The organism is Kitasatospora sp. NPDC059327, from assembly GCF_042752535.1.
GTDB lineage: Bacteria > Actinomycetota > Actinomycetes > Streptomycetales > Streptomycetaceae > Kitasatospora.
In genome coordinates this window covers 17,156-34,451 of the sequence record NZ_JBHYYB010000098.1, presented here as the reverse complement: position 1 = coordinate 34,451, position 17,296 = coordinate 17,156, and the positions used below count along the sequence as shown (strand labels likewise).

Below are 17,296 nucleotides of genomic sequence, written 5' to 3'. Positions count from 1 at the left end.
ACTGCAGGGGGGACCCTGTGGGAGAGTAGGACGCCGCCGAACAATCATTCCAAAGAACCCCCACCCGATTTCGGGTGGGGGTTCTTTGCGTTTCCGGCGCATTCCTGTGACCGGCCCGCCGGCAGGGAGCGGCCGAGTGCGGGCGAGCAGTGCGAAAACGCTGTCCGGAGGTGGTGCTAGGTCCACCCCGGAATCGGGGTGGGACGGCCAGTGCCGCGTCGATGCAGGCCGGGGACACTGGAAGAACCACGATCGGTACCGGCCCCAGGAGCACCCGTGACAGCAGCGAGTCGAACGAGCAGCGCGAGCGTGCGCGCCCAGACCGAGGCCGCCTTCACCTCGGGCGGCCGCGGCCTGGCCCGCTTGGCGCTGCTCGCGCTGGCCGCGGTGCCGACCGTCGTCCTGCCGTTCCTGGCCGCGCTCTTCGTCGGTGGCTCGGTCTCCTCGATGCTGGGCTCCTACTACCCGGGCCAGCTGATCGCTCTGGTCGCGGCGGCCGTCGCGGGCGCGGCCGTGGCCGGCCTCTTGGTGCGCCGGACCGCGGACCGTACGCGGGGCCAGCTCGTCCGCTGGTTCGGGATCCGGCTGCCAGTGGAGTACAGCCCCCGGCCACTGCTGGAGCGGGACGAGCGCGGTCACTGGTGGACGGGGTACTCGTACCACCGCTCCCAGGCCGTCGCGAGGCTCGCCCACCTGCTGCACTGGGCCGCCCGGGACCGGGCCACCCGGTCGGAGGTCGTCTGGTTGATGATCAGCCCGCTGGCAGCGGCCGCGCTGGTCCTGCCGGTGGCCGGTCTGCTGTTGGGCGGGGCCGGCTACGCGGTGACCGCGTCGGTGGACCACCGGGTGTACGGACCGATCGGCGCGGGCGGCGCCTCCGCGCTGCTCTCGATCGCCCTGGGGCTGGCGTTGACGGGGCTCGGCGTGCTCGCGGCACCGTTCGCCGTGCGCGGGTACCTGGAACTGGCCCGTCGGGTGCTGGACCAGGACGGCCGGGCCTCGCACGCCCAGCTGACCAGGCGGGTGGCGGAGCTGACCGAGACCCGGGCCGACGCGGTCGGCGACCAGGCGGCCGAACTGCGGCGGATCGAGCGGGACCTGCACGACGGCGCCCAGGCGCGGCTGGTCGCGATCGGGATGACTCTGGGCACGATCGAGCACCTGATGGAGACCGACCCGGTGGCGGCCCGTGAGCTGCTCTCCGAGGCACGGCAGTCCTCGGCCCGCGCGCTCCAGGAGCTGCGCGACCTCGTCCGGGGCATTCACCCGCCGGTGCTCGCCGAGCGTGGACTGGGGGACGCGGTCAGGGCGTTGGCGCTGGACAGCGCGCTGCCGACCGAGGTCTGCGTGAGCCTCCCGGACCGGCCCCCGGCGCCGGTGGAGGCGGCCGTCTACTTCAGCGTCTGCGAGCTGATGGCCAACGCCGCCAAGCACTCGCGCGCGGAGCAGGTCTGGGTGGACATCCTCTACCGGGCCGGCATCCTGCGGGTCACGGTGACGGACGACGGCGTCGGCGTGGCGGACCCCACCCGGGGTACCGGCCTGCGCGGGATCGAGCGGCGATTGGGTACCTTCGACGGTGTCCTGGCCATCGACAGTACGTCGGGCGGTCCGACCACCATCACCTTGGAGCTGCCGTGCGAGTTGTCCTCGCCGAGGACCTCTACCTCCTTCGCGAAGGCCTGATCCGGCTACTGGAAGCCCACGGCTTCACCATCGCGGCGGCGGTCGAGACCGGTCCGGAACTGCTGGACGCCCTGCTGACGCACCGTCCGGACGTCGCCGTGGTCGATGTCCGGCTGCCGCCGACGCTCACCGACGAAGGCCTGCAGGCCGCCCTGCACGCGCGCCGGGAGATCCCGGGCCTGCCGGTCCTGGTGCTCTCGCAGCACGTGCAGCAGCTGTACGCGCGGGAGCTGCTGGCGGACGGCACCGGGGGCGTCGGCTACCTGCTGAAGGACCGGGTCTTCAACGCTGACCAGTTCATCGAGGCGGTCCGTCGGGTGGCCGCCGGCGGTACGGCGATGGACCCGGACGTGATCGCCAAGCTGATGCAGAGCACCTCCCGCCGTCCGGGGACGCTCCAGCGCCTCTCGCCACGCGAGCGCGAGGTGTTGGAACTGATGGCGGAGGGCTGTTCCAACTCGGCGATCGCGGCCCGGCTGGTGGTGAGCGACGGAGCGGTGGCGAAGCACATCGCCAACATCTTCACCAAGCTCGACCTCGCCCCCGCCGACGACGCCAACCGTCGGGTGCAGGCCGTGCTCGCGTACCTCAACGGGACGACGGAGCGGACGGCCTGACACCCCGCCGGGTCGGGCCGCCACCCGATCCGCACCCGGTCGACACCGGGCCTGCACGCGGTGGCCGCCGCGGCCGGTGACACCCTGGGCTGCGAGGACGCTGAAACAGCTGTACGAGTAAACTCCGGTGGGCCGAGCCCGGAGGCCGCTCAGTCGTCCGGCGCCCCGAACAACGGGAACCGGCCGCCGAGGCAGCGTACGGCCGCAGCCGACATCCAGGGGTTGATAGACGTTATGGCACGCCCTCCGCTCACCAAGACCCACCGGAGCCTGCTCGGGCTGGTCGCCGCCGGAGCGTGCCTGATCTCGGGCATCGGCTTCGCTGGTTCGTACAACGCGGTGCGGGAGCTGGCGTCGGAGAAGGGCTTCGGTGCCTTCTCCTACGCCTTCCCGATCGGGGTCGACGCGGGCATCGTGGTGCTGCTCGCGCTGGACCTCGTCCTGACCTGGCTCCGGATACCCTTCCCGCTGTTGCGGCAGACCGCCTGGCTGCTGACCGTCGCCACCATCGCCTTCAACGCGGCGGCCTCCTGGGGAGACCCGCTCGGGATGGGCATGCACGCGGTCATCCCGGTGCTGTTCGTGGTCGTCGTCGAGGCCTCCCGGCACGCCGTCGGCCGGATCGCCGCCATCACGGCCGACCGGCACATGGAGTCGGTCCGACTGATGCGCTGGCTGCTGTCCCCGGTGCCGACCTTCCGGCTCTGGCGGCGGATGAAGCTCTGGGAGCTGCGCTCCTACGACGAGGTCGTCCGGCTGGAGCAGAACCGGCTGGTCTACCGGGCGCAGCTGCGCTTCCGGTACGGGCGCGGCTGGCGCCGCGCGGCGCCGATCCAGGCGCTGCTGCCGTTGAAGCTGGCCAAGTACGGGGTGCCGCTGGACCCGGCGTTGCTGGACCGGTTGGACGAGCAGTCGCGCGAGGCGGAGGAGCTGCGGGAGAGCCGGCTGCCGGCCGCGGCCATCCCGTCGGGTGAGGCGGCCGGCACGCAGGCCCAGGCCCAGGCCCCGGTTGCGGCCCAGGTCCAGCCGCTGGCCCAGGCCGGCCCCGGGCCCGAGCGGCCCCGGCCCGAGACGGCCGCGCCCGCCGTGGCGCCGGTGCCCGCCCAGGTGGCCGCGCCGATGCTCGCCAGGCTGGCCGCGGTCCGGTTGCGGGCCTCCCAGGAGCCGGCCGCCGAGGAGGAGCAGGCGCCGCCGCAGCCCCGGGAGGAGCTGAACGTCTGGACCGAGCGTCCGGTGCGGACCACGGGACCCCAGGGGGACGGCTCTCCGGGCAGCCGGGTGCCGGGCCAGGCCTCGCCGTGGTTCAAGCCGCCCCGCCCGTCCGCTCCGCAGTCCGCCGGTCCGCAGCCGGTGGCGGAGCCGGCCGCCCGTTCCGCCGCGCAGGCCGCTCCGCGGCCCGCCGCCGACGGCGGCCCGGACGGCACCGAGTACGCGGACTTCCCGTCGGAGCCCGACGCCGTCCAGGACGTCGAGTACGCCCAGGAGGGCGAGTACCCGCAGGACGCCGAGTACCCGCGGGAGGAGGGCTTCGCCCCGGCGGTGGCCGCCGCGCAGGGCCCCGGCCGCCAGGACGACTCCGGTCCGCGCCCGGCCCCGTCGCGGTTGGACCCCGAGCTCTGCTACGCCGCGCTGGTCAGCTACATCGACACGTTCGACCACCAGCCCGACCCGCAGCGCCTCGCGGACTGGCTGACCAGGGAGTACGGGGTGGCCGGCAACCGGCCCGACGGCTCGGTGCACCCCAAGGACGTCGCCGAGCTCTTCCCCGAGCTGCGTGACCGCTTCCTCGCCGCCGGGAGGGACTGACCCGCCCCGCCGACCCGTCCCGGGGGCCGCGCTCCCGCCCGTCCACCGCTCGGTCGGCCATTGACGCCCGATCCCGGCGGGGTTACCTTCGCCTCAACAAATTGTTGAAGCGCTGGTTCGGCACGGAGGAGTACGGATGTCGCAGGTCCAGGTGGACGGTACCGGTCCGGCGGGCGGAGCGTCGTTCTCCGAAGCGGCACGTGCCGCCGTGGACGCGCTGCTCGCCCCCGTCGACGCCGACCTGGCCCGCCGTTACCCGGGCGACTCCGGCAGCCGCCAGCCGGTCCACACCGTCTACGTCCCGGCCGACGTCTTCGGCGCCGACACCGTCCGCGACTGGGGCCGTCAGGCGCTGGAGGCCTTCGACACGCACGCCGGCACCACGGCCGCCCTGGCCGGTGCGCTCGGAGTGGCCGACGACGCGCTGCTCGCCGAGGTGCACGCCCGGGTCCGCGCCAAGCTGGAGCGGGAGCCCGTCGAGGATCTCCGGATCGACTTCGAGGACGGCTACGGTCCCCGGCCCGACGCCGAGGAGGACGCGGCGGCCGTCCGGACCGCCGAGCTGATCACGGCCGCGGTGGCGGACGGCAGCGCCCCGCCCTACATCGGCATCCGGATCAAGTGCATGGAGGCGGCCGTCCGTGACCGCGGCATCCGCACCCTGGAGCTGTTCCTGACCACCCTGCTGGCCTCCGGCGGCCTGCCCGAGGGGCTGGTGCTCACGCTGCCCAAGGTGACCTACGCCGAGCAGGTCACCGCGCTGGTCCGGCTGCTGGAGGACTTCGAGCGCTCGGCCGGGCTGCCGGCCGGCCGGATCGGCTTCGAGATCCAGATCGAGACCACCCAGGCCATCCTCGGCCCCGACGGCCGCGCCACCGTCGCGCGGATGATCGAGGCCGCCGAGGGGCGGGCCACCGGTCTGCACTACGGGACCTTCGACTACAGCGCCGCCTGCGGGGTCGGCGCCGCCTACCAGAGCATGGACCACCCGGCCGCCGACCACGCCAAGGCGGTGATGCAGGTGGCCGCCGCCGGTACCGGCGTCCGGCTCTCCGACGGCTCCACCAACGTCATCCCGACCGGCTCCACCGAGCAGGTGCACGCCGCCTGGAAGCTCCACCACGACCTGGTCCGCCGCTCGCTGGCGCGGGCGTACTACCAGGGCTGGGACATGCACCCGGCGCACCTGCCGACCCGCTACGTCGCCGTCTACTCCTTCTACCGCGAGGGTCTGGCGGCCGCCGCCGCCCGACTGGCGGCGTACGTCGCCAAGGCCGGCGGCGACGTGATGGACGAGCCCGCGACCGCGCGGGCGCTCAGCGGCTACCTGCTGCGCGGGCTGGACTGCGGTGCGGTCGACCTCGCCGAGGTGGTCTCGCTCACCGGCCTGGACCGCGCCCGGTTGGACGCCCTGGCCGGCCGCTGACCGGCCGGACCGTACCGGCGGGCAACTAGGCTGGCGGCACCGCCCCGGACACCGTCGGGGCGGTGCCGCCAGCCTTTCGCCGTCTTCCGGGAGAACCGCCGCACCATGTCCGCCACGCCGGAGCCGACTCCGAGGCAGTACCTGACCATCCGGCACGCGGGCAGCCACGAGATCGAGATCAAGAAATCCCGCTTCATCTGCCACCTCGCCCGGGTCACCGACGAGGACGAGGCGCAGGCGTTCATCGCGGGCATCCGCAAGCAGTACTGGGACGCGCGGCACAACTGCACCGCGTTCGTGGTCGGCGACGAGCAGCGGCGCGAGCGCTCCAGCGACGACGGGGAGCCCGGCGGAACGGCCGGCGTGCCGATGCTGGAGGTGCTGCGCCGGCGCGGGCTCACCGACACGGTGGTGGTGGTGACCAGGTACTTCGGCGGGATCAAGCTCGGCGCGGGCGGCCTGGTCCGGGCGTACGGGAACGCGGTGTCGGAGGCGGTGGACGAGGTCGGGCTGCTGGAGCGGCGGCCGGTGGCGCTGCTCGCCGTCACGGCGGACCACACCCGGGCCGGGCGGGTCGAGAACGACCTGCGGGCGGCCGGGTACACGGTGAGCGACCTGGCCTACGAGGCGGCCGGGGTGCGGATCGAGGTCGGGGTGCCGGAGCCAGGGGTGGCGGAGTTCCACGCCTGGCTGGCGGAGGCGACCGGCGGTGCCTCGGTGGCGGTGGCGGCGGGGCGCACGTACGTCGAGGTGCCGGTCTGAGCGGGAGCCCGGCGGGCCGGGCGGGGGCGTCGGACCGTCGGGCCGGCGGTTCCGGACAGACTTTCGGACAGATCGGGATCGGCCGGTTTCCGGTCCCGTCCCGCCTGCCTAGCCTGGGCGGATCGCCGACCAGGAGGCCGAGCCGCGATGCGCGTCGTCCAGACCATCACCCTTCCCCCGGGCGCCAGCACCGGCTGGCACTACCACCCGGGACGGGTCGACGTGGTGGTGCTGTCCGGGACGCTCACCCGGACCCTGCGCGACGGCCGGGTCGAGGTCAGCCGCGCGGGCGACTCGCTGGTCGAGGAGGCGGGACCGGTCCACGTGCACGTCGGCCGCAACCACGGGACCGTCCCCGTGGTGCTGATCGCCGGCTACGACGCCCCGGAGGGCGGTCCGCTGGCGGTGCCGGTCGCGGAACCGGAGTGGAGCCGCAGCGGCGCCGGGCGCGCCGCGGGCTGAACCCGCCCGCAGCAGATGTCGGCCCGGAGGGGTGGGCGGCTTGAGCAGATTCACTCGAACGTATTGACGTGGCCCGGAGTTGGAACTTCCGCTCCGGGCTGTGGCGTTTCCTGGGCAAGGATCCGGGACAACCGGACGAACACACCCATCGATGGAGGACGACAGACCCCACCACCGCACCACGGAGGTATGCGCATGACCTCAGACCGTTTTCCGCCGTCCGCCCGTGCCGGTCTGCCCGGCCCCAGGGGCCCCGCGACTCCCTACCGGATGACCGTCACCACCGCCCTCCCGCACGACGACGCCGTGGCCCTGGCCGACCAGCGCCTGGCCGCCTGGCTCAAGCACGAGGGCTGCGACGAGCCACCGCCGGCACCGCACCGGTCCGACACCGCCGACGTCCCCGCCGAACGCCTGCGTCTGGGCGACCGGGTCCTGCTCGACCGCGACGGCGGCCCGCTGCGCGGCGGCCCGGGCTCCGGGTACTACGACCGCCGTCGGCTGCGCACACCGGCACCGCACGGCACCCATCAACTCACGCTGACCGTGGCGACCGGGGCCGAGGGCCGCACCTGGGTCCGGTTGGAGGCCGAGACCCACACCACCGGCAGCGGGGTACGGACGCCGTGCCGGGTGCCGGTGCCCGAACTCGCCTCCGGTCTGCTGCCGCTGCTCGACGCCGCCGACGGCCCGGCCGCCGTCCTGCCGGTGCCGAGGGTGCTGACGGCCGCCGAGGTCGACGGCCTCATCGACGAACTCTGCGACCCGGAGCGGCGGCTGCCCACCGTGGTGGCCAGTGTCCCGGTCAACCACGACCTCGACGCCTGGGTGGCGGACGTCGTCCGCCCGCTCTGCCGGCAACTCCCCGGCCTCGCCACCGCCTACGTGCTGGATCCGGGCGCCCGTACCGAGTTCAACGTCGCGCTGGAGTACCACACCGTGTACGGCGGGGCGGTGCGCACCTACCTGCCCGAGATCGATCCGGCCTCCCGGCAGGACGGCGCCCGGCACCCGGTACTGGCCCGCCACCGGATCGAGGAGGACCTCCGCCGGGCGGCCGGGCTGCTGGCCCGCGAACCGCGTCGGCTCGCCGCCGAGCAACCGCTGCCCCCGCCGTTGGCCGCCGTCCCCGTGCTGCGGGCACCCGTGCCCGGGGTCCGCGCGGGCACCGGCCCGGACGACGCCCCCAGCCGGGCCGAGCGGGCGGCCCTCGCCCGCGAGGAGCGGCAGGACCACGCCGAGCAGCAGGCCAGGGCCGACGAACTGGAGCGGGTGCGGCACAGCCTGCGCCGGGAGCGCCGCCAGGGCCGCCGGCTGCCGGCCGACGAGCCGTCCGGCGGGGCGGTCGGGGTGCTGCGCCGGGGCGTTCAGGCCAGGGGGCCGGTCGGGCGGCTCTGCGTCGGCACCGGTGGCGCGTCCGGTCGGCGTCCCGTACTGCCGGGGTCCGCCGCCCGCCCGGTCGCCCCCGGTGACCGCGCTCTCGCGGTGGTACCGGACACCTTCACCGAACTGATGGCCCGGTTGGGCGAGTTCCCGCTGCTCACCTTCACCGGGGACCAGAAGAGCGCGCTCGCCCTGGACGATCTGCGGTGCACCGGGGCCGGCTGGGCACGGCTCACCTGGGACGGACTGACGGCCCTTCAGCAGTACGCCGAGGCGGCGGTGCGCGGCGCGGCCGGCGGAGACTTCAAGCAGTGGTGCGAGCACACCCCGGCCGGCTGCCACCGCTTCCCGCCCCGCAAGGCGGTGCGCGGTGAGTCGCGGACGGTCTTCAGCCACACCAAGTGGAAACGCGAGCGGATGCTGCCGGTCCCGGAGTGCGTGGACACCTCCCGGCGGGCCTTCATGGGCGCGCACCTGCGGATCGGCGGCGGGCGGACGGCCCCGCGGCTGCACTACCTCGACGACTGTTCGGGCAGTGGCCGGATCTATGTCGGCTACATCGGCCTGCACCTGACCAACACCCGGACCAACTGAGAGGCTTGGCTGACCGGTGCACCCGTTCGGTGGACAATGTCCGGCAGGGGCGGTCCGCGGGCTCGCCGGCCGCCCCGGGCAGGCGCCGGACGAGCATGGGGGAACGACGACCGATGCAGTACTCAGCAGACGGCCAGCCCGAGGGCACTGTCATGGCCCCCCGACCCGGCTTCCTGGCCACGGTCTTCCGTGACCTCGGGGTCCCCGGCGTGGACGGCTCGCCGGCCGCCCCTGACGGACCGTACGGGCCCGACGGGTCCGACGGCCCACCCGGTGCGCCGGCACCGGGGGCCGGCGCACCGGGGGTTCAGGACGGCGCGGACGAGTCGGTCGCCGCTCACGCCCGTGCCGCGGCGCTGACCCACCACCGCACGGTGAGCGTCCGGGCCGAGCACGACCGGCTGGCCGATCTGCTGCGCCGGGCCGCGCTGCCCGTCTCGGCCATGGACTTCGAGAGCCAGCTCCGCCACTACGAGCCGCGGCCCTACCCGAGCGCCGGCCAGGGCGGCGCCGACGCCGACGCGGAACCGCGCTGGGAGGACTTCGCGCCCGCCGAGCCGGCCGGTGCCGCGCCCGACGAGCCGCCGACCCGGCGGCTGCTGGACTCCGGCTTCCAGCGCGAGCTGGCCCAGGCGCGGCTCACCCACCAGCGCGCCCTCCGGGAGTGGCGCACCCGGCACGCCGAGGCCGGCCGCCCGGCCGAGGACGAGTCGCGGCGGGCCCACGAGGAGACCGAGCAGGCCAGGGCCCGCGCCGTCCGCGAGTACAACGACAGCCTGGAGGAGTGCCGGCGGGCGTACCGGCTGGCGGAACCGGCCGCCGTCGAGTCCCTGCTGGAGCGGGCGCTGGCCGCGGCGGAGACGGCCACCCAGGACCTGCCGGCGCCCTGCCGGGCCGTCTTCCGCCCGCTCACCCGGACCGCCGTGCTCGACCTCGACCTCCCGGACCTCGACCTGGTGCCCTCGCTGACCGGCTACCGGCTCGCTCCGGACGGCGACATCCTGCCGGTGCCGCGCCCGCCCGCCGACCGGGCCACCGACTACCTTCGGCTGGTCGCCCGGCTGGCGCTGCGGGCGTTGCAGGCCGCCGACGCCGTGGACACCGACGAGATACTGGCCGGGGTCGTGCTGAACGGCTGGCTGCGCGAGAGCGCCGGGACGGAGCCGCTCTGCCTGGTGAGCGTGGACGCCGACCGCGACGCCCTGGCCCGGACCAGACTGCTGCCGGCGGCCGCTCCCTACGAGGAGCACGACGGCGAGGGCGTCTACGCGGACGCCGAACAGGACGAGGCGCTGGTCCGGCTGCGCCAGCTCGGCGCGGCCGTGACCCCCGACCCCTACGCCAGGGCGGGCGTCGAACCGGCCGCCCTGGCCGGCGCCACGGTGCCGTCCGCCTCGGACCTCTCGGCGAACGAGTTCGCCCAGTTGGTCCGCGAGCTGCTGACCCGGGGCGGGCTGGAGGAGTGGAGCGTGCGGCTGCGCGGCCCGGCCGGCCTGGTCGCCACCGGGGAGGGGGCCGCGGGGAGCGCGCTGCCCGGGCGCTGGGTGGTCTGGGCCTCCCGAGGCTCCGGAGCCGTGGGCGAGGAGGAGATCCGGACCTTGGCGGAGGCCGTGCGGGAGGAGTCCGCCGAGCGCGGTCTGCGGCTGACCACCGGCCGGTTCAGCGACGAGGCCCTCGACCTCACCGGCGAGGGCGAGCACCAGCACATCCACCTGGTCGACGGTGACGGGGTTCGCGAGCTCGCCCGCACCCACCTCGGGCTGCCGCTCGCCTCGGGGCACTGAGCGGGCGGGAGCCGGGCATCGGCGGCTTCTGCCCGGCCGGTCCGGGTCACCCTCCCGGCTCACCCTCCCGGCTCACCCTCCCGGCCCGCCCGGCGGGCGGCGCTCCGTACGGGGGGCGAGGCTGGGGGCGCGGACCCGCCCGGGTGACCGGCACCGGCCGGTGGTCACGCCCGTGGACCACCGGGGCGACCGCGACGGACGGACGTACGGGACGACCGGGAGCACCGGGACGCGCGGGACGCGGGGGAGGCGGGCGATGGGCAGGGTGGCCGGGACGGGGGAGCCGCGGTGACCGCGATCCTGGTCGCCGCCGGGGCGTTCCTGATGACGCTGATCGGTGGCTACGTCGCCCAGCGCACCGGTGACCGCCGCCACCTGGTACTCGGCTTCGCCGCCGGGCTGATGCTCGGCGTGGTGGCCTTCGACCTGCTGCCGGAGGCACTGCACCAGGCGCCCGAGGAGATCCACGGCGTACCGCAGGCGCTGCTGATGTTCGCGGCCGGGTTCCTGGCCATCCACGTCGTCGAGCGCGCGGTCGCCATCCACCGCGGCCACGAGGGCGAGTACGCCGCGCACACCCACGGCCACCAGCACGCCCACTCCCCTGCGCGGCGCCGGCCGGCGGCGGCCGACGGGGCGTCGGCACCGGGGATCGGGCTGACCGCCGCGCTGGCCCTGGTCGGCCACAGCGTGATGGACGGGTTCGCGATCGGCGCGGCCTTCCAGGCCGGCACCACGGTCGGGACGGTGGTGGCCGTCGCCGTGGTGGCACACGACTTCGCCGACGGCTTCAACACCTACACGATCACCCGGCTGTACGGGAACGACCGCCGGCGGGCGCTGACCCTGCTGGCGGCCGACGCGCTGGCCCCGGTGACCGGCGCCGCGATCACCCTGCTGTTCACCATCCCCGAGCAGTTGCTCGGCCTCTACCTCGGGTTCTTCGCCGGCTTCCTGCTCTACCTGGCGACCTCCGACATCCTCCCCGAGGCGCACAGCCCGCACCCGTCCCGCGCCACCCTGCTCTGCACCATCCTCGGGGTGGGCTTCATGTGGCTGGTGATCGGCTTCGCCGCCTGACAGCGACCACGCCCCTGAGCGCCTCCCGGCCGGGTCCGACCGGGCGGCCGCTCACCCTCGGGGCTCGCCCGTCCCCCCGAGGCCACCGGTCGCGTCAGGACCACCAGGACCACCAGGACCACCGGGACCATCAGGACCGCCGGTCCCACCGAGCCCGGCCGGGGCGGCGGGCGAGGTCAGGGCGGCCCACCGGGCCCGCATCGCGGCCAGTGCCTCGGTGATCGCCGGTCGCCGGGAGGCCTGGGCGCGCCAGAGCGCGAACACCCGCCGGGCGGGTTCCGGGACGACCGGGCGGGCGACCACCTCCGGCGGCAGGGCGCCCCGGCCGAGCCGCGGCACCAGCCCCACCCCCAGGCCCGCCGCGATCAGCGCGATCTGGGTCTCGAACTCGCCGACCTGGTAGCGCACGTCGGGCTCCTCGCCGGCCTCGCGCAGGGTGCGGACCAGCCAGTCGTGGCAGATGTTGCCCGGTGGCACGCTGATCCAGCGCTGCCCGCAGAGCCGCCCCACCGGCACCACGGCCAGCTCGGCCAACGGATCCGTGGCGGGCAGCAGCAGGTCCACCGGGTCCGGGCCGAAGTCCAGCCGGGCCAGGCCCTCCTGCACCGGCAGCGGTACGGTCGGCCAGTCCTGGACCAGCGCCAGGTCCACCTCGCCGCGGGCCACCAGCTCGGCCGCCGGGTAGGGGTCGCTCTCCAGCAGCCGGACGTCCAGGTCGGGACAGCGCCCGCGCAGGTCGGCGAGGGCGGCCGGCATCAGCCCGCGCGCGCCGGTGGCGAAGGCGGCCACCAGGAGCCGTCCGACCGCCTGTCCGCGTTGCTCCTCCAGCCGCACCTCGGCCCGCTCCACCAGCCCCAGCACCGCCTGCGCGGTGCCGGCCAGCTCGCGGGCGGCGTCGGTCAGCACCACGCCCCGGCCCTGACGCTCCAGCAGTACCGTCCGGGTCTCGCGCTCCAGTTTGGCGATCTGCTGGGAGACCGCCGAGGCGGTGAACCCGAGTGCGGCCGCCGCCCCACCGACCGAACCGTGCACGGCCACCGCGTGCAACGCCCGCAGGCGTCCCAGATCCATCATGCAGCAATGCTAAAGCGTGTGCTTCAGAATTCATCGCTGGTGCTACATGGTCGACGGCGGCCATCCTCGACCCATGACCGCAACACCGGCCGCCCCCGGCGGCAGCATGAGGCCGCGTCACATCGCCCTGGCCGTCCTGGTCGCCGCCGTCTGGGGTCTCAACTTCGTCCTGATCCACGTCGGCCTGGAGAACTTCCCGCCGCTGCTCTTCTGCGCCCTGCGCTTCGCGGTGGTCGCCGTTCCGGCGATCTTCTTCGTCGGCCCGCCGCGGGTCGCCTGGCGGTGGGTCCTCGCGGTCGGCCTGGTGCTCGGGGTGATCAAGTTCGGACTGCTCTTCCTCGGCATGCACGCCGGGATGCCGGCCGGGCTCTCCTCGCTGGTCCTGCAGAGCCAGGCGGTCTTCACCGCGCTGTTCGCCGCGGTCATGCTGGGTGAGCGGCCCGGACGGCGGCGCCTGGCCGGCCTCGGGGTCGCCCTGGCCGGCATCGGGCTGAGCGCCGTGGACCGCGGCCTCGACGGTCCGGTCGGGGCGTTCGCCCTGGTCGTCCTCGCCGCCGTCGCCTGGGGGCTGTCCAACGTGCTGACCCGCAGGGCCGCGCCGTCGGACGCGCTGCGCTGGATGGTCTGGGTCAGCGCCGTCCCGCCGCTGCCGCTGCTCGGGCTCTCGCTGCTGGTCGAGGGGCCGGCCGCCGACCTGCGGGCGCTGCGCGAACTCACCCCGGCCGGCCTGGGCGCGATCGGGTACGTCGGACTGGTGTCCACCCTGTTCGGCTTCGTCGCCTGGAGCTTCCTGCTGCGCACCTACGACGCCACCGCGGTCGCGCCCTACTCGCTGCTGGTGCCGGTGTTCGGGATGTCCTCCGCCTGGCTGCTGCTCGGTGAGCGGGTCAGCCCGGTGGCCGGCTGCGCGGCGCTGCTGGTGATCGCCGGTATCGGGATCACCGCGGTGCGCCCGAGGGCGCGGTCCGGCGCGGCGGCGTGGTGGCCGCGTACGCGGTCTCGGCGGAGCGCAGCGCTCGCAGCAGGAGGTCCTGGTCGGCGGCGCTGATCGGGCCGAAGTACTCCTGCGCGACCTCGTGCCGGACCTGCCCGATCCGTTCCACCGCCGCGTGGCCGGCCGCCGTCAGCACGATCCGCACCGCGCGCCGGTCGGCCGGGTCCGGGGTGCGCTCGACCAGGCCCGCCTCCTCCAGGGCGTCCACCACGGTGGTGGCCGAGCGGGGGGCGATGTGCAGCCGCTCGGCCAGGTCGCCGAGGCGCATCGCCCGGTCCGGCAGCTCGCAGCCGGGGGCGTGCGCGAGGGTGCGCAGGGCGCGGCCCTGACCGGGGGTGATGCCGTAGGGCTCCAGGCGCTCGCTGGTGCGCCGCCGGATCCGCTTGATCGCCCTGGTCATCGCGTCGGCGAGCTCGGCCACGGTGTCCTGGGCGGCCGCGGTGTCCGGCGCGGCGGCGCTGTCGGGTGCCGCGGTGCGGTCCGGCGCGTGGACCACCTCCTGCGCGGCGGCGCTGTCGGGGCCGGGGGAGGAGCTCGCCGCGTCGTCGGTCGGCGTGGTGGTCATGGCGGGCTCTCCTCGGCAGATGTTCGACCAAGGGTATCGGCCGGTCCGGGAGGAGGGAGCGGCGTCCGACCCGCCACCGGGCGCGGCCCGGATAAGTTGTTGAGCCAGGCTCACTATCTGGGTTAGCTTGGTGTCGAGTGAGGGCAGCCTAAGTTCCCTCCCGCGAACCCTGGAGGGCTCATGCCCCGTTCCGAAGCCCGCGTCGCCACCGACCGGCCCGCCCGCTACGCCAAGCAGCTCGCCGCCCACATGAGCCGCAAGATCGAGACCCAGTGGTCGGACGAGACCGGCCGCGGCACCCTGACCTTCGGCCTGGGCACCGCCACGCTGGAGGCCGCGTCCGACGCCCTGCTGCTCACCGTCGAGGGCGAGACCGAGAACCTGCCGGGCCTGGAGGACGTGGTCGGCCGCCACCTGGTCCGTTTCGGCGCCCGTGACGAGCTGGTCGTCGCCTGGCGGCGCGACAACGGCGAGGCCGGCCTCGTGCAGCGCAACGAGGAGCCCGCCGAGGGCTAGGAGTCGCGGCCCTTCCGGGGCAGCGGGACGCGGGCGAGCGTCCACAGCACCAGTGCGCCGAGGCACCAGCTCGCCACCACGTCCAGCAGCCAGTGGTAGTCGCTCCACACCAGCCCGAGGCCGACGCCGGTCGCGAGCAGGGCGGCGGCCGCGTACAGCCGGCGCCGCGCGCGGACGCCGACGGTACGGGCCAGCAGGAGCGCGGCCACCCCGTACGACAGGGTCGCGGTCGCGGTGTGGCCGGACGGGTACCAGCCCCACTGGTCCGGTGCCAGGGGCGCCCCGAAGGGCCCCGGCCGGGCGAACCAGGCCTTGGCCGGGACGACCAGCAGCGGGATCAGCCCGGCCGTCAGCACCGCCGTCACCGCCGGTAGCCACCAGCGCGGCGCCCCGGTCCGGCGGGACCGCCACGCGGCCGACGCCCCGGCGGCCAGCAGGGCCGGGATCGCCGGGACGGAGCTGCCGAGGTCCGACAGCGCCTTCCCGAGATGGTTGAGCAGGGTGCTGTGCAGCTCGTGCCGGGTCTCCCGGACGGCGTGCCTGGCCCAGCGGTCGACGCCGAGCAGCGGTCCGTCGACGGCCACCTGCCAGGAGACCAGGACCAGGACGGCGGCCAGGACCACCGGCACGGCGGCCGAACCGGCCAGGCCCGCCAGCCGGTCCGGAACGCGAAGTGGCCGCCCCGGAGCAGGGGGGAGAGCTCCGGGGCGGCTCTGATGATCGCCGTTCCGCGCGCCCCGGGGGGTATGGGTCGGACGGTCGGTCGATCGGTCTTCGGTGTGCGCCGTCCCTTCCGGGACGGCCTGGTCGTCCTCGCGGCCGACGCGCGGACCCGCCGGTGGGGGCGGTGCCGCGGACGGATCCGCCAGGGGCTGGGGCTCGCTGTCCATCTGTCATGACACTACGTCAACGGCTGGTCCGCACTGAGGAGCTTCAGCGATTCCGCACAGCATCTTCACCCCCCGGCGGACGACGCCCGGCCGGTCCCGCACATCCGGACGAACCCGCCCGTACAGACCGAACGGCCCGTGCGGACGAGGAGTCCGCACGGGCCGTTCAGCGCTGTCCGGAATCCCTCCGGCGGGTCTGGAGTCACCCGGTCACGGGTGTGCGGCCCGAGCGGGCTCAGACGGTGGTGAAGGCGTTCTCCAGGATGTCCAGGCCCTCGTTCAGCAGGTGCTCCGGGATGACCAGCGGCGGCAGGAAACGCAGCACGTTGCCGTAGGTGCCGGCGGTCAGGACGACCAGACCCTCGGCGTGGCACGCCTTGGCGATGGCCGCGGTGGCCTCCGCGTTCGGCTCCTTGTCGCCCGGCTTCACCAGCTCCACGGCGATCATGGCGCCGCGGCCGCGGACCTCGCCGATCCGCACCGAGTCGTGGTCGGCGAACTTCTCCTGCAGGGCGCTCAGCCGGCCCAGCATGATCTCGCCGATCCGCCGCGCCTTGCCGTTGAGGTCCTGCTCCTTCATGGTTTCGATGGCGCCCAGCGCGGCGGCGCAGGCCACCGGGTTGCCGCCGTAGGTGCCGCCCAGGCCACCGGCGTGCGCGGCGTCCATGATCTCGGCGCGACCGGTCACCGCGGCCAGCGGCAGACCGCCGGCGATGCCCTTCGCGGTGGTGATCAGGTCCGGGACGACGTTCTCGTCGTCGCAGGCGAACCACTGGCCGGTACGGCAGAAGCCGGTCTGGATCTCGTCGGCGACGAAGACGATGCCGTTGGCCTTCGCGTACTCCACGATCGCCGGCAGGAAGCCCTTGGCCGGCTCGATGAAGCCGCCCTCGCCCTGGATCGGCTCGATGATGATCGCGGCGACGTTCTCGGCGCCGATCTGCTTGTTGATGATCTCGATCGCCTGGGCGGCGGCCTCGGCGGCGCAGTTCTCCGAGCCGGTCAGCCAGCGGTAGGGGTAGGCCACCGGCACCCGGTAGATCTCCGGGGCGAACGGACCGAAGCCCTGCTTGTACGGCATGTTCTTCGCCGTCAGGCCCATGGTGAGGTTGGTGCGGCCGTGGTAACCGTGGTCGAACACCACGACGGCGGTGCGCTTGGTGTAGGCGCGGGCGATCTTCACCGCGTTCTCGACCGCCTCGGCGCCCGAGTTGAACAGCGCGGTGCGCTTGTCGTGGTCGCCCGGGGTCAGCTCGTTCAGCTGCTCGGCCACGGCCACGTAACCCTCGTACGGGGTGACCATGAAACAGGTGTGCGTGAAGGCGGCCAGCTGCTCGGTCGCCTTGGCCACCACGGCCTCGGCGCTGTTGCCGACGTTGGTCACGGCGATGCCGGAGCCGAAGTCGATCAGCGAGTTGCCGTCCACGTCCTCCAGCACACCGCCGTTGGCGCGGGACACGTACACCGGCAGGGTGGTGCCGACGCCGGCCGCCACCGCACCCAGCTTGCGGGCCTGCAGCTCCTGCGACTTCGGACCGGGGATCGCGGTGACCAGGCGGCGCTCCTGCGGGAGCGGCGTTGCGGCGCTCATGGGTTTTCTCCAGACTTCTCGGCTCGGTGCTTCGCAGGCTACGGCGGCCCTCCCCGGCCGGGCATG

15 protein-coding genes are annotated in these 17,296 nt (G+C 74.7%); 11 read left to right on the top strand and 4 right to left on the bottom strand.

Annotated elements, in window-relative coordinates; genetic code table 11:
• Positions 1-276 precede the first annotated feature (276 nt).
• The 9 genes from ACFXHB_RS36585 (at position 277) to ACFXHB_RS36545 (ending at position 11,600) form a co-directional block, all read left to right on the top strand.
• Positions 277-1,686, top strand: a complete 1,410-nt coding sequence (locus ACFXHB_RS36585; protein ID WP_380579970.1) for a sensor histidine kinase — start codon at positions 277-279, stop codon at positions 1,684-1,686.
• Entirely contained in the window at positions 1,638-2,303 is a 666-nt protein-coding gene (locus tag ACFXHB_RS36580) for a LuxR C-terminal-related transcriptional regulator (protein WP_380579968.1), read from the top strand. The genes ACFXHB_RS36585 and ACFXHB_RS36580 overlap by 49 nt, the downstream gene beginning before the upstream one ends.
• A gap of 234 nt (positions 2,304-2,537) precedes the next feature.
• Positions 2,538-4,109: a DUF2637 domain-containing protein gene (locus ACFXHB_RS36575; RefSeq protein ID WP_380579966.1), complete on the top strand. Its 1,572-nt coding sequence runs from the start codon at positions 2,538-2,540 to the stop codon at positions 4,107-4,109.
• Positions 4,110-4,245: 136 nt separating this feature from the next.
• Positions 4,246-5,535: a DUF6986 family protein gene (locus tag ACFXHB_RS36570; RefSeq protein ID WP_380579964.1), complete on the top strand. Its 1,290-nt coding sequence runs from the start codon at positions 4,246-4,248 to the stop codon at positions 5,533-5,535.
• 105 nt (positions 5,536-5,640) lie between these two features.
• On the top strand, positions 5,641-6,297 hold the full coding sequence (locus ACFXHB_RS36565) for a YigZ family protein (protein WP_380579962.1): 657 nt from the start codon (positions 5,641-5,643) through the stop codon (positions 6,295-6,297).
• Between the two features lie 147 nt (positions 6,298-6,444).
• Positions 6,445-6,759: a cupin domain-containing protein gene (locus ACFXHB_RS36560; RefSeq protein WP_380579960.1), complete on the top strand. Its 315-nt coding sequence runs from the start codon at positions 6,445-6,447 to the stop codon at positions 6,757-6,759.
• A gap of 195 nt (positions 6,760-6,954) precedes the next feature.
• Positions 6,955-8,736 (top strand): hypothetical protein, encoded by a 1,782-nt coding sequence (locus ACFXHB_RS36555; RefSeq protein WP_380579959.1) that lies wholly within the window; start codon positions 6,955-6,957, stop codon positions 8,734-8,736.
• Between the two features lie 113 nt (positions 8,737-8,849).
• Positions 8,850-10,520, top strand: coding sequence for a restriction endonuclease (locus ACFXHB_RS36550; RefSeq protein ID WP_380579958.1), 1,671 nt, complete (start codon positions 8,850-8,852; stop codon positions 10,518-10,520).
• Between the two features lie 324 nt (positions 10,521-10,844).
• Positions 10,845-11,600 (top strand): ZIP family metal transporter, encoded by a 756-nt coding sequence (locus tag ACFXHB_RS36545; RefSeq protein WP_380579976.1) that lies wholly within the window; start codon positions 10,845-10,847, stop codon positions 11,598-11,600.
• A 51-nt stretch (positions 11,601-11,651) separates the two neighbouring features.
• Here the strand turns inward: ACFXHB_RS36545 and ACFXHB_RS36540 are convergent, their stop codons facing one another.
• Positions 11,652-12,674, bottom strand: a complete 1,023-nt coding sequence (locus ACFXHB_RS36540; RefSeq protein WP_380579956.1) for a LysR family transcriptional regulator — start codon at positions 12,672-12,674, stop codon at positions 11,652-11,654.
• Positions 12,675-12,780: 106 nt separating this feature from the next.
• On the opposite strand from ACFXHB_RS36540, the gene ACFXHB_RS36535 reads away from it, so the two are divergent.
• On the top strand, positions 12,781-13,722 hold the full coding sequence (locus ACFXHB_RS36535; RefSeq protein WP_380579974.1) for an EamA family transporter: 942 nt from the start codon (positions 12,781-12,783) through the stop codon (positions 13,720-13,722).
• Here the strand turns inward: ACFXHB_RS36535 and ACFXHB_RS36530 are convergent.
• Complete coding sequence (locus ACFXHB_RS36530) at positions 13,613-14,233, bottom strand: MarR family winged helix-turn-helix transcriptional regulator (protein WP_380579954.1); 621 nt, start codon at positions 14,231-14,233, stop codon at positions 13,613-13,615. The two genes, ACFXHB_RS36535 and ACFXHB_RS36530, sit on opposite strands and share 110 nt — an antisense overlap.
• 180 nt (positions 14,234-14,413) lie before the next feature.
• On the opposite strand from ACFXHB_RS36530, the gene ACFXHB_RS36525 reads away from it, so the two are divergent.
• A complete protein-coding gene (locus tag ACFXHB_RS36525; RefSeq protein WP_380579952.1) occupies positions 14,414-14,749 on the top strand; it encodes a DUF2218 domain-containing protein in 336 nt (111 codons plus the stop codon).
• Here the strand turns inward: ACFXHB_RS36525 and ACFXHB_RS36520 are convergent.
• Together ACFXHB_RS36520 and gabT are read right to left on the bottom strand one after the other, a co-directional pair.
• Positions 14,746-15,378: a phosphatase PAP2 family protein gene (locus ACFXHB_RS36520; RefSeq protein WP_380579950.1), complete on the bottom strand. Its 633-nt coding sequence runs from the start codon at positions 15,376-15,378 to the stop codon at positions 14,746-14,748. The genes ACFXHB_RS36525 and ACFXHB_RS36520 overlap by 4 nt on opposite strands.
• Positions 15,379-15,874: 496 nt before the next feature.
• Positions 15,875-17,230 carry a 4-aminobutyrate--2-oxoglutarate transaminase gene (gene gabT, locus ACFXHB_RS36515; protein WP_380579948.1) on the bottom strand — a complete coding sequence of 452 codons (1,356 nt, stop codon included), beginning with the start codon at positions 17,228-17,230 and terminating at the stop codon, positions 15,875-15,877.
• Between the last annotated feature and the right edge of the window lie 66 nt (positions 17,231-17,296).

Coding starts and splice junctions, on each gene's coding strand:
- ACFXHB_RS36575 (WP_380579966.1), top strand. CDS start 2,538: ATGGCACGCCCTCCGCTCACCAAGACCCACCGGAGCCTGCTCGGGCTG.
- gabT (WP_380579948.1), bottom strand. CDS start 17,230: ATGAGCGCCGCAACGCCGCTCCCGCAGGAGCGCCGCCTGGTCACCGCG.
- ACFXHB_RS36545 (WP_380579976.1), top strand. CDS start 10,845: ATGACGCTGATCGGTGGCTACGTCGCCCAGCGCACCGGTGACCGCCGC.
- ACFXHB_RS36525 (WP_380579952.1), top strand. CDS start 14,414: ATGCCCCGTTCCGAAGCCCGCGTCGCCACCGACCGGCCCGCCCGCTAC.
- ACFXHB_RS36570 (WP_380579964.1), top strand. CDS start 4,246: ATGTCGCAGGTCCAGGTGGACGGTACCGGTCCGGCGGGCGGAGCGTCG.
- ACFXHB_RS36555 (WP_380579959.1), top strand. CDS start 6,955: ATGACCTCAGACCGTTTTCCGCCGTCCGCCCGTGCCGGTCTGCCCGGC.
- ACFXHB_RS36535 (WP_380579974.1), top strand. CDS start 12,781: ATGAGGCCGCGTCACATCGCCCTGGCCGTCCTGGTCGCCGCCGTCTGG.
- ACFXHB_RS36560 (WP_380579960.1), top strand. CDS start 6,445: ATGCGCGTCGTCCAGACCATCACCCTTCCCCCGGGCGCCAGCACCGGC.
- ACFXHB_RS36540 (WP_380579956.1), bottom strand. CDS start 12,674: ATGATGGATCTGGGACGCCTGCGGGCGTTGCACGCGGTGGCCGTGCAC.
- ACFXHB_RS36530 (WP_380579954.1), bottom strand. CDS start 14,233: ATGACCACCACGCCGACCGACGACGCGGCGAGCTCCTCCCCCGGCCCC.
- ACFXHB_RS36550 (WP_380579958.1), top strand. CDS start 8,850: ATGCAGTACTCAGCAGACGGCCAGCCCGAGGGCACTGTCATGGCCCCC.
- ACFXHB_RS36565 (WP_380579962.1), top strand. CDS start 5,641: ATGTCCGCCACGCCGGAGCCGACTCCGAGGCAGTACCTGACCATCCGG.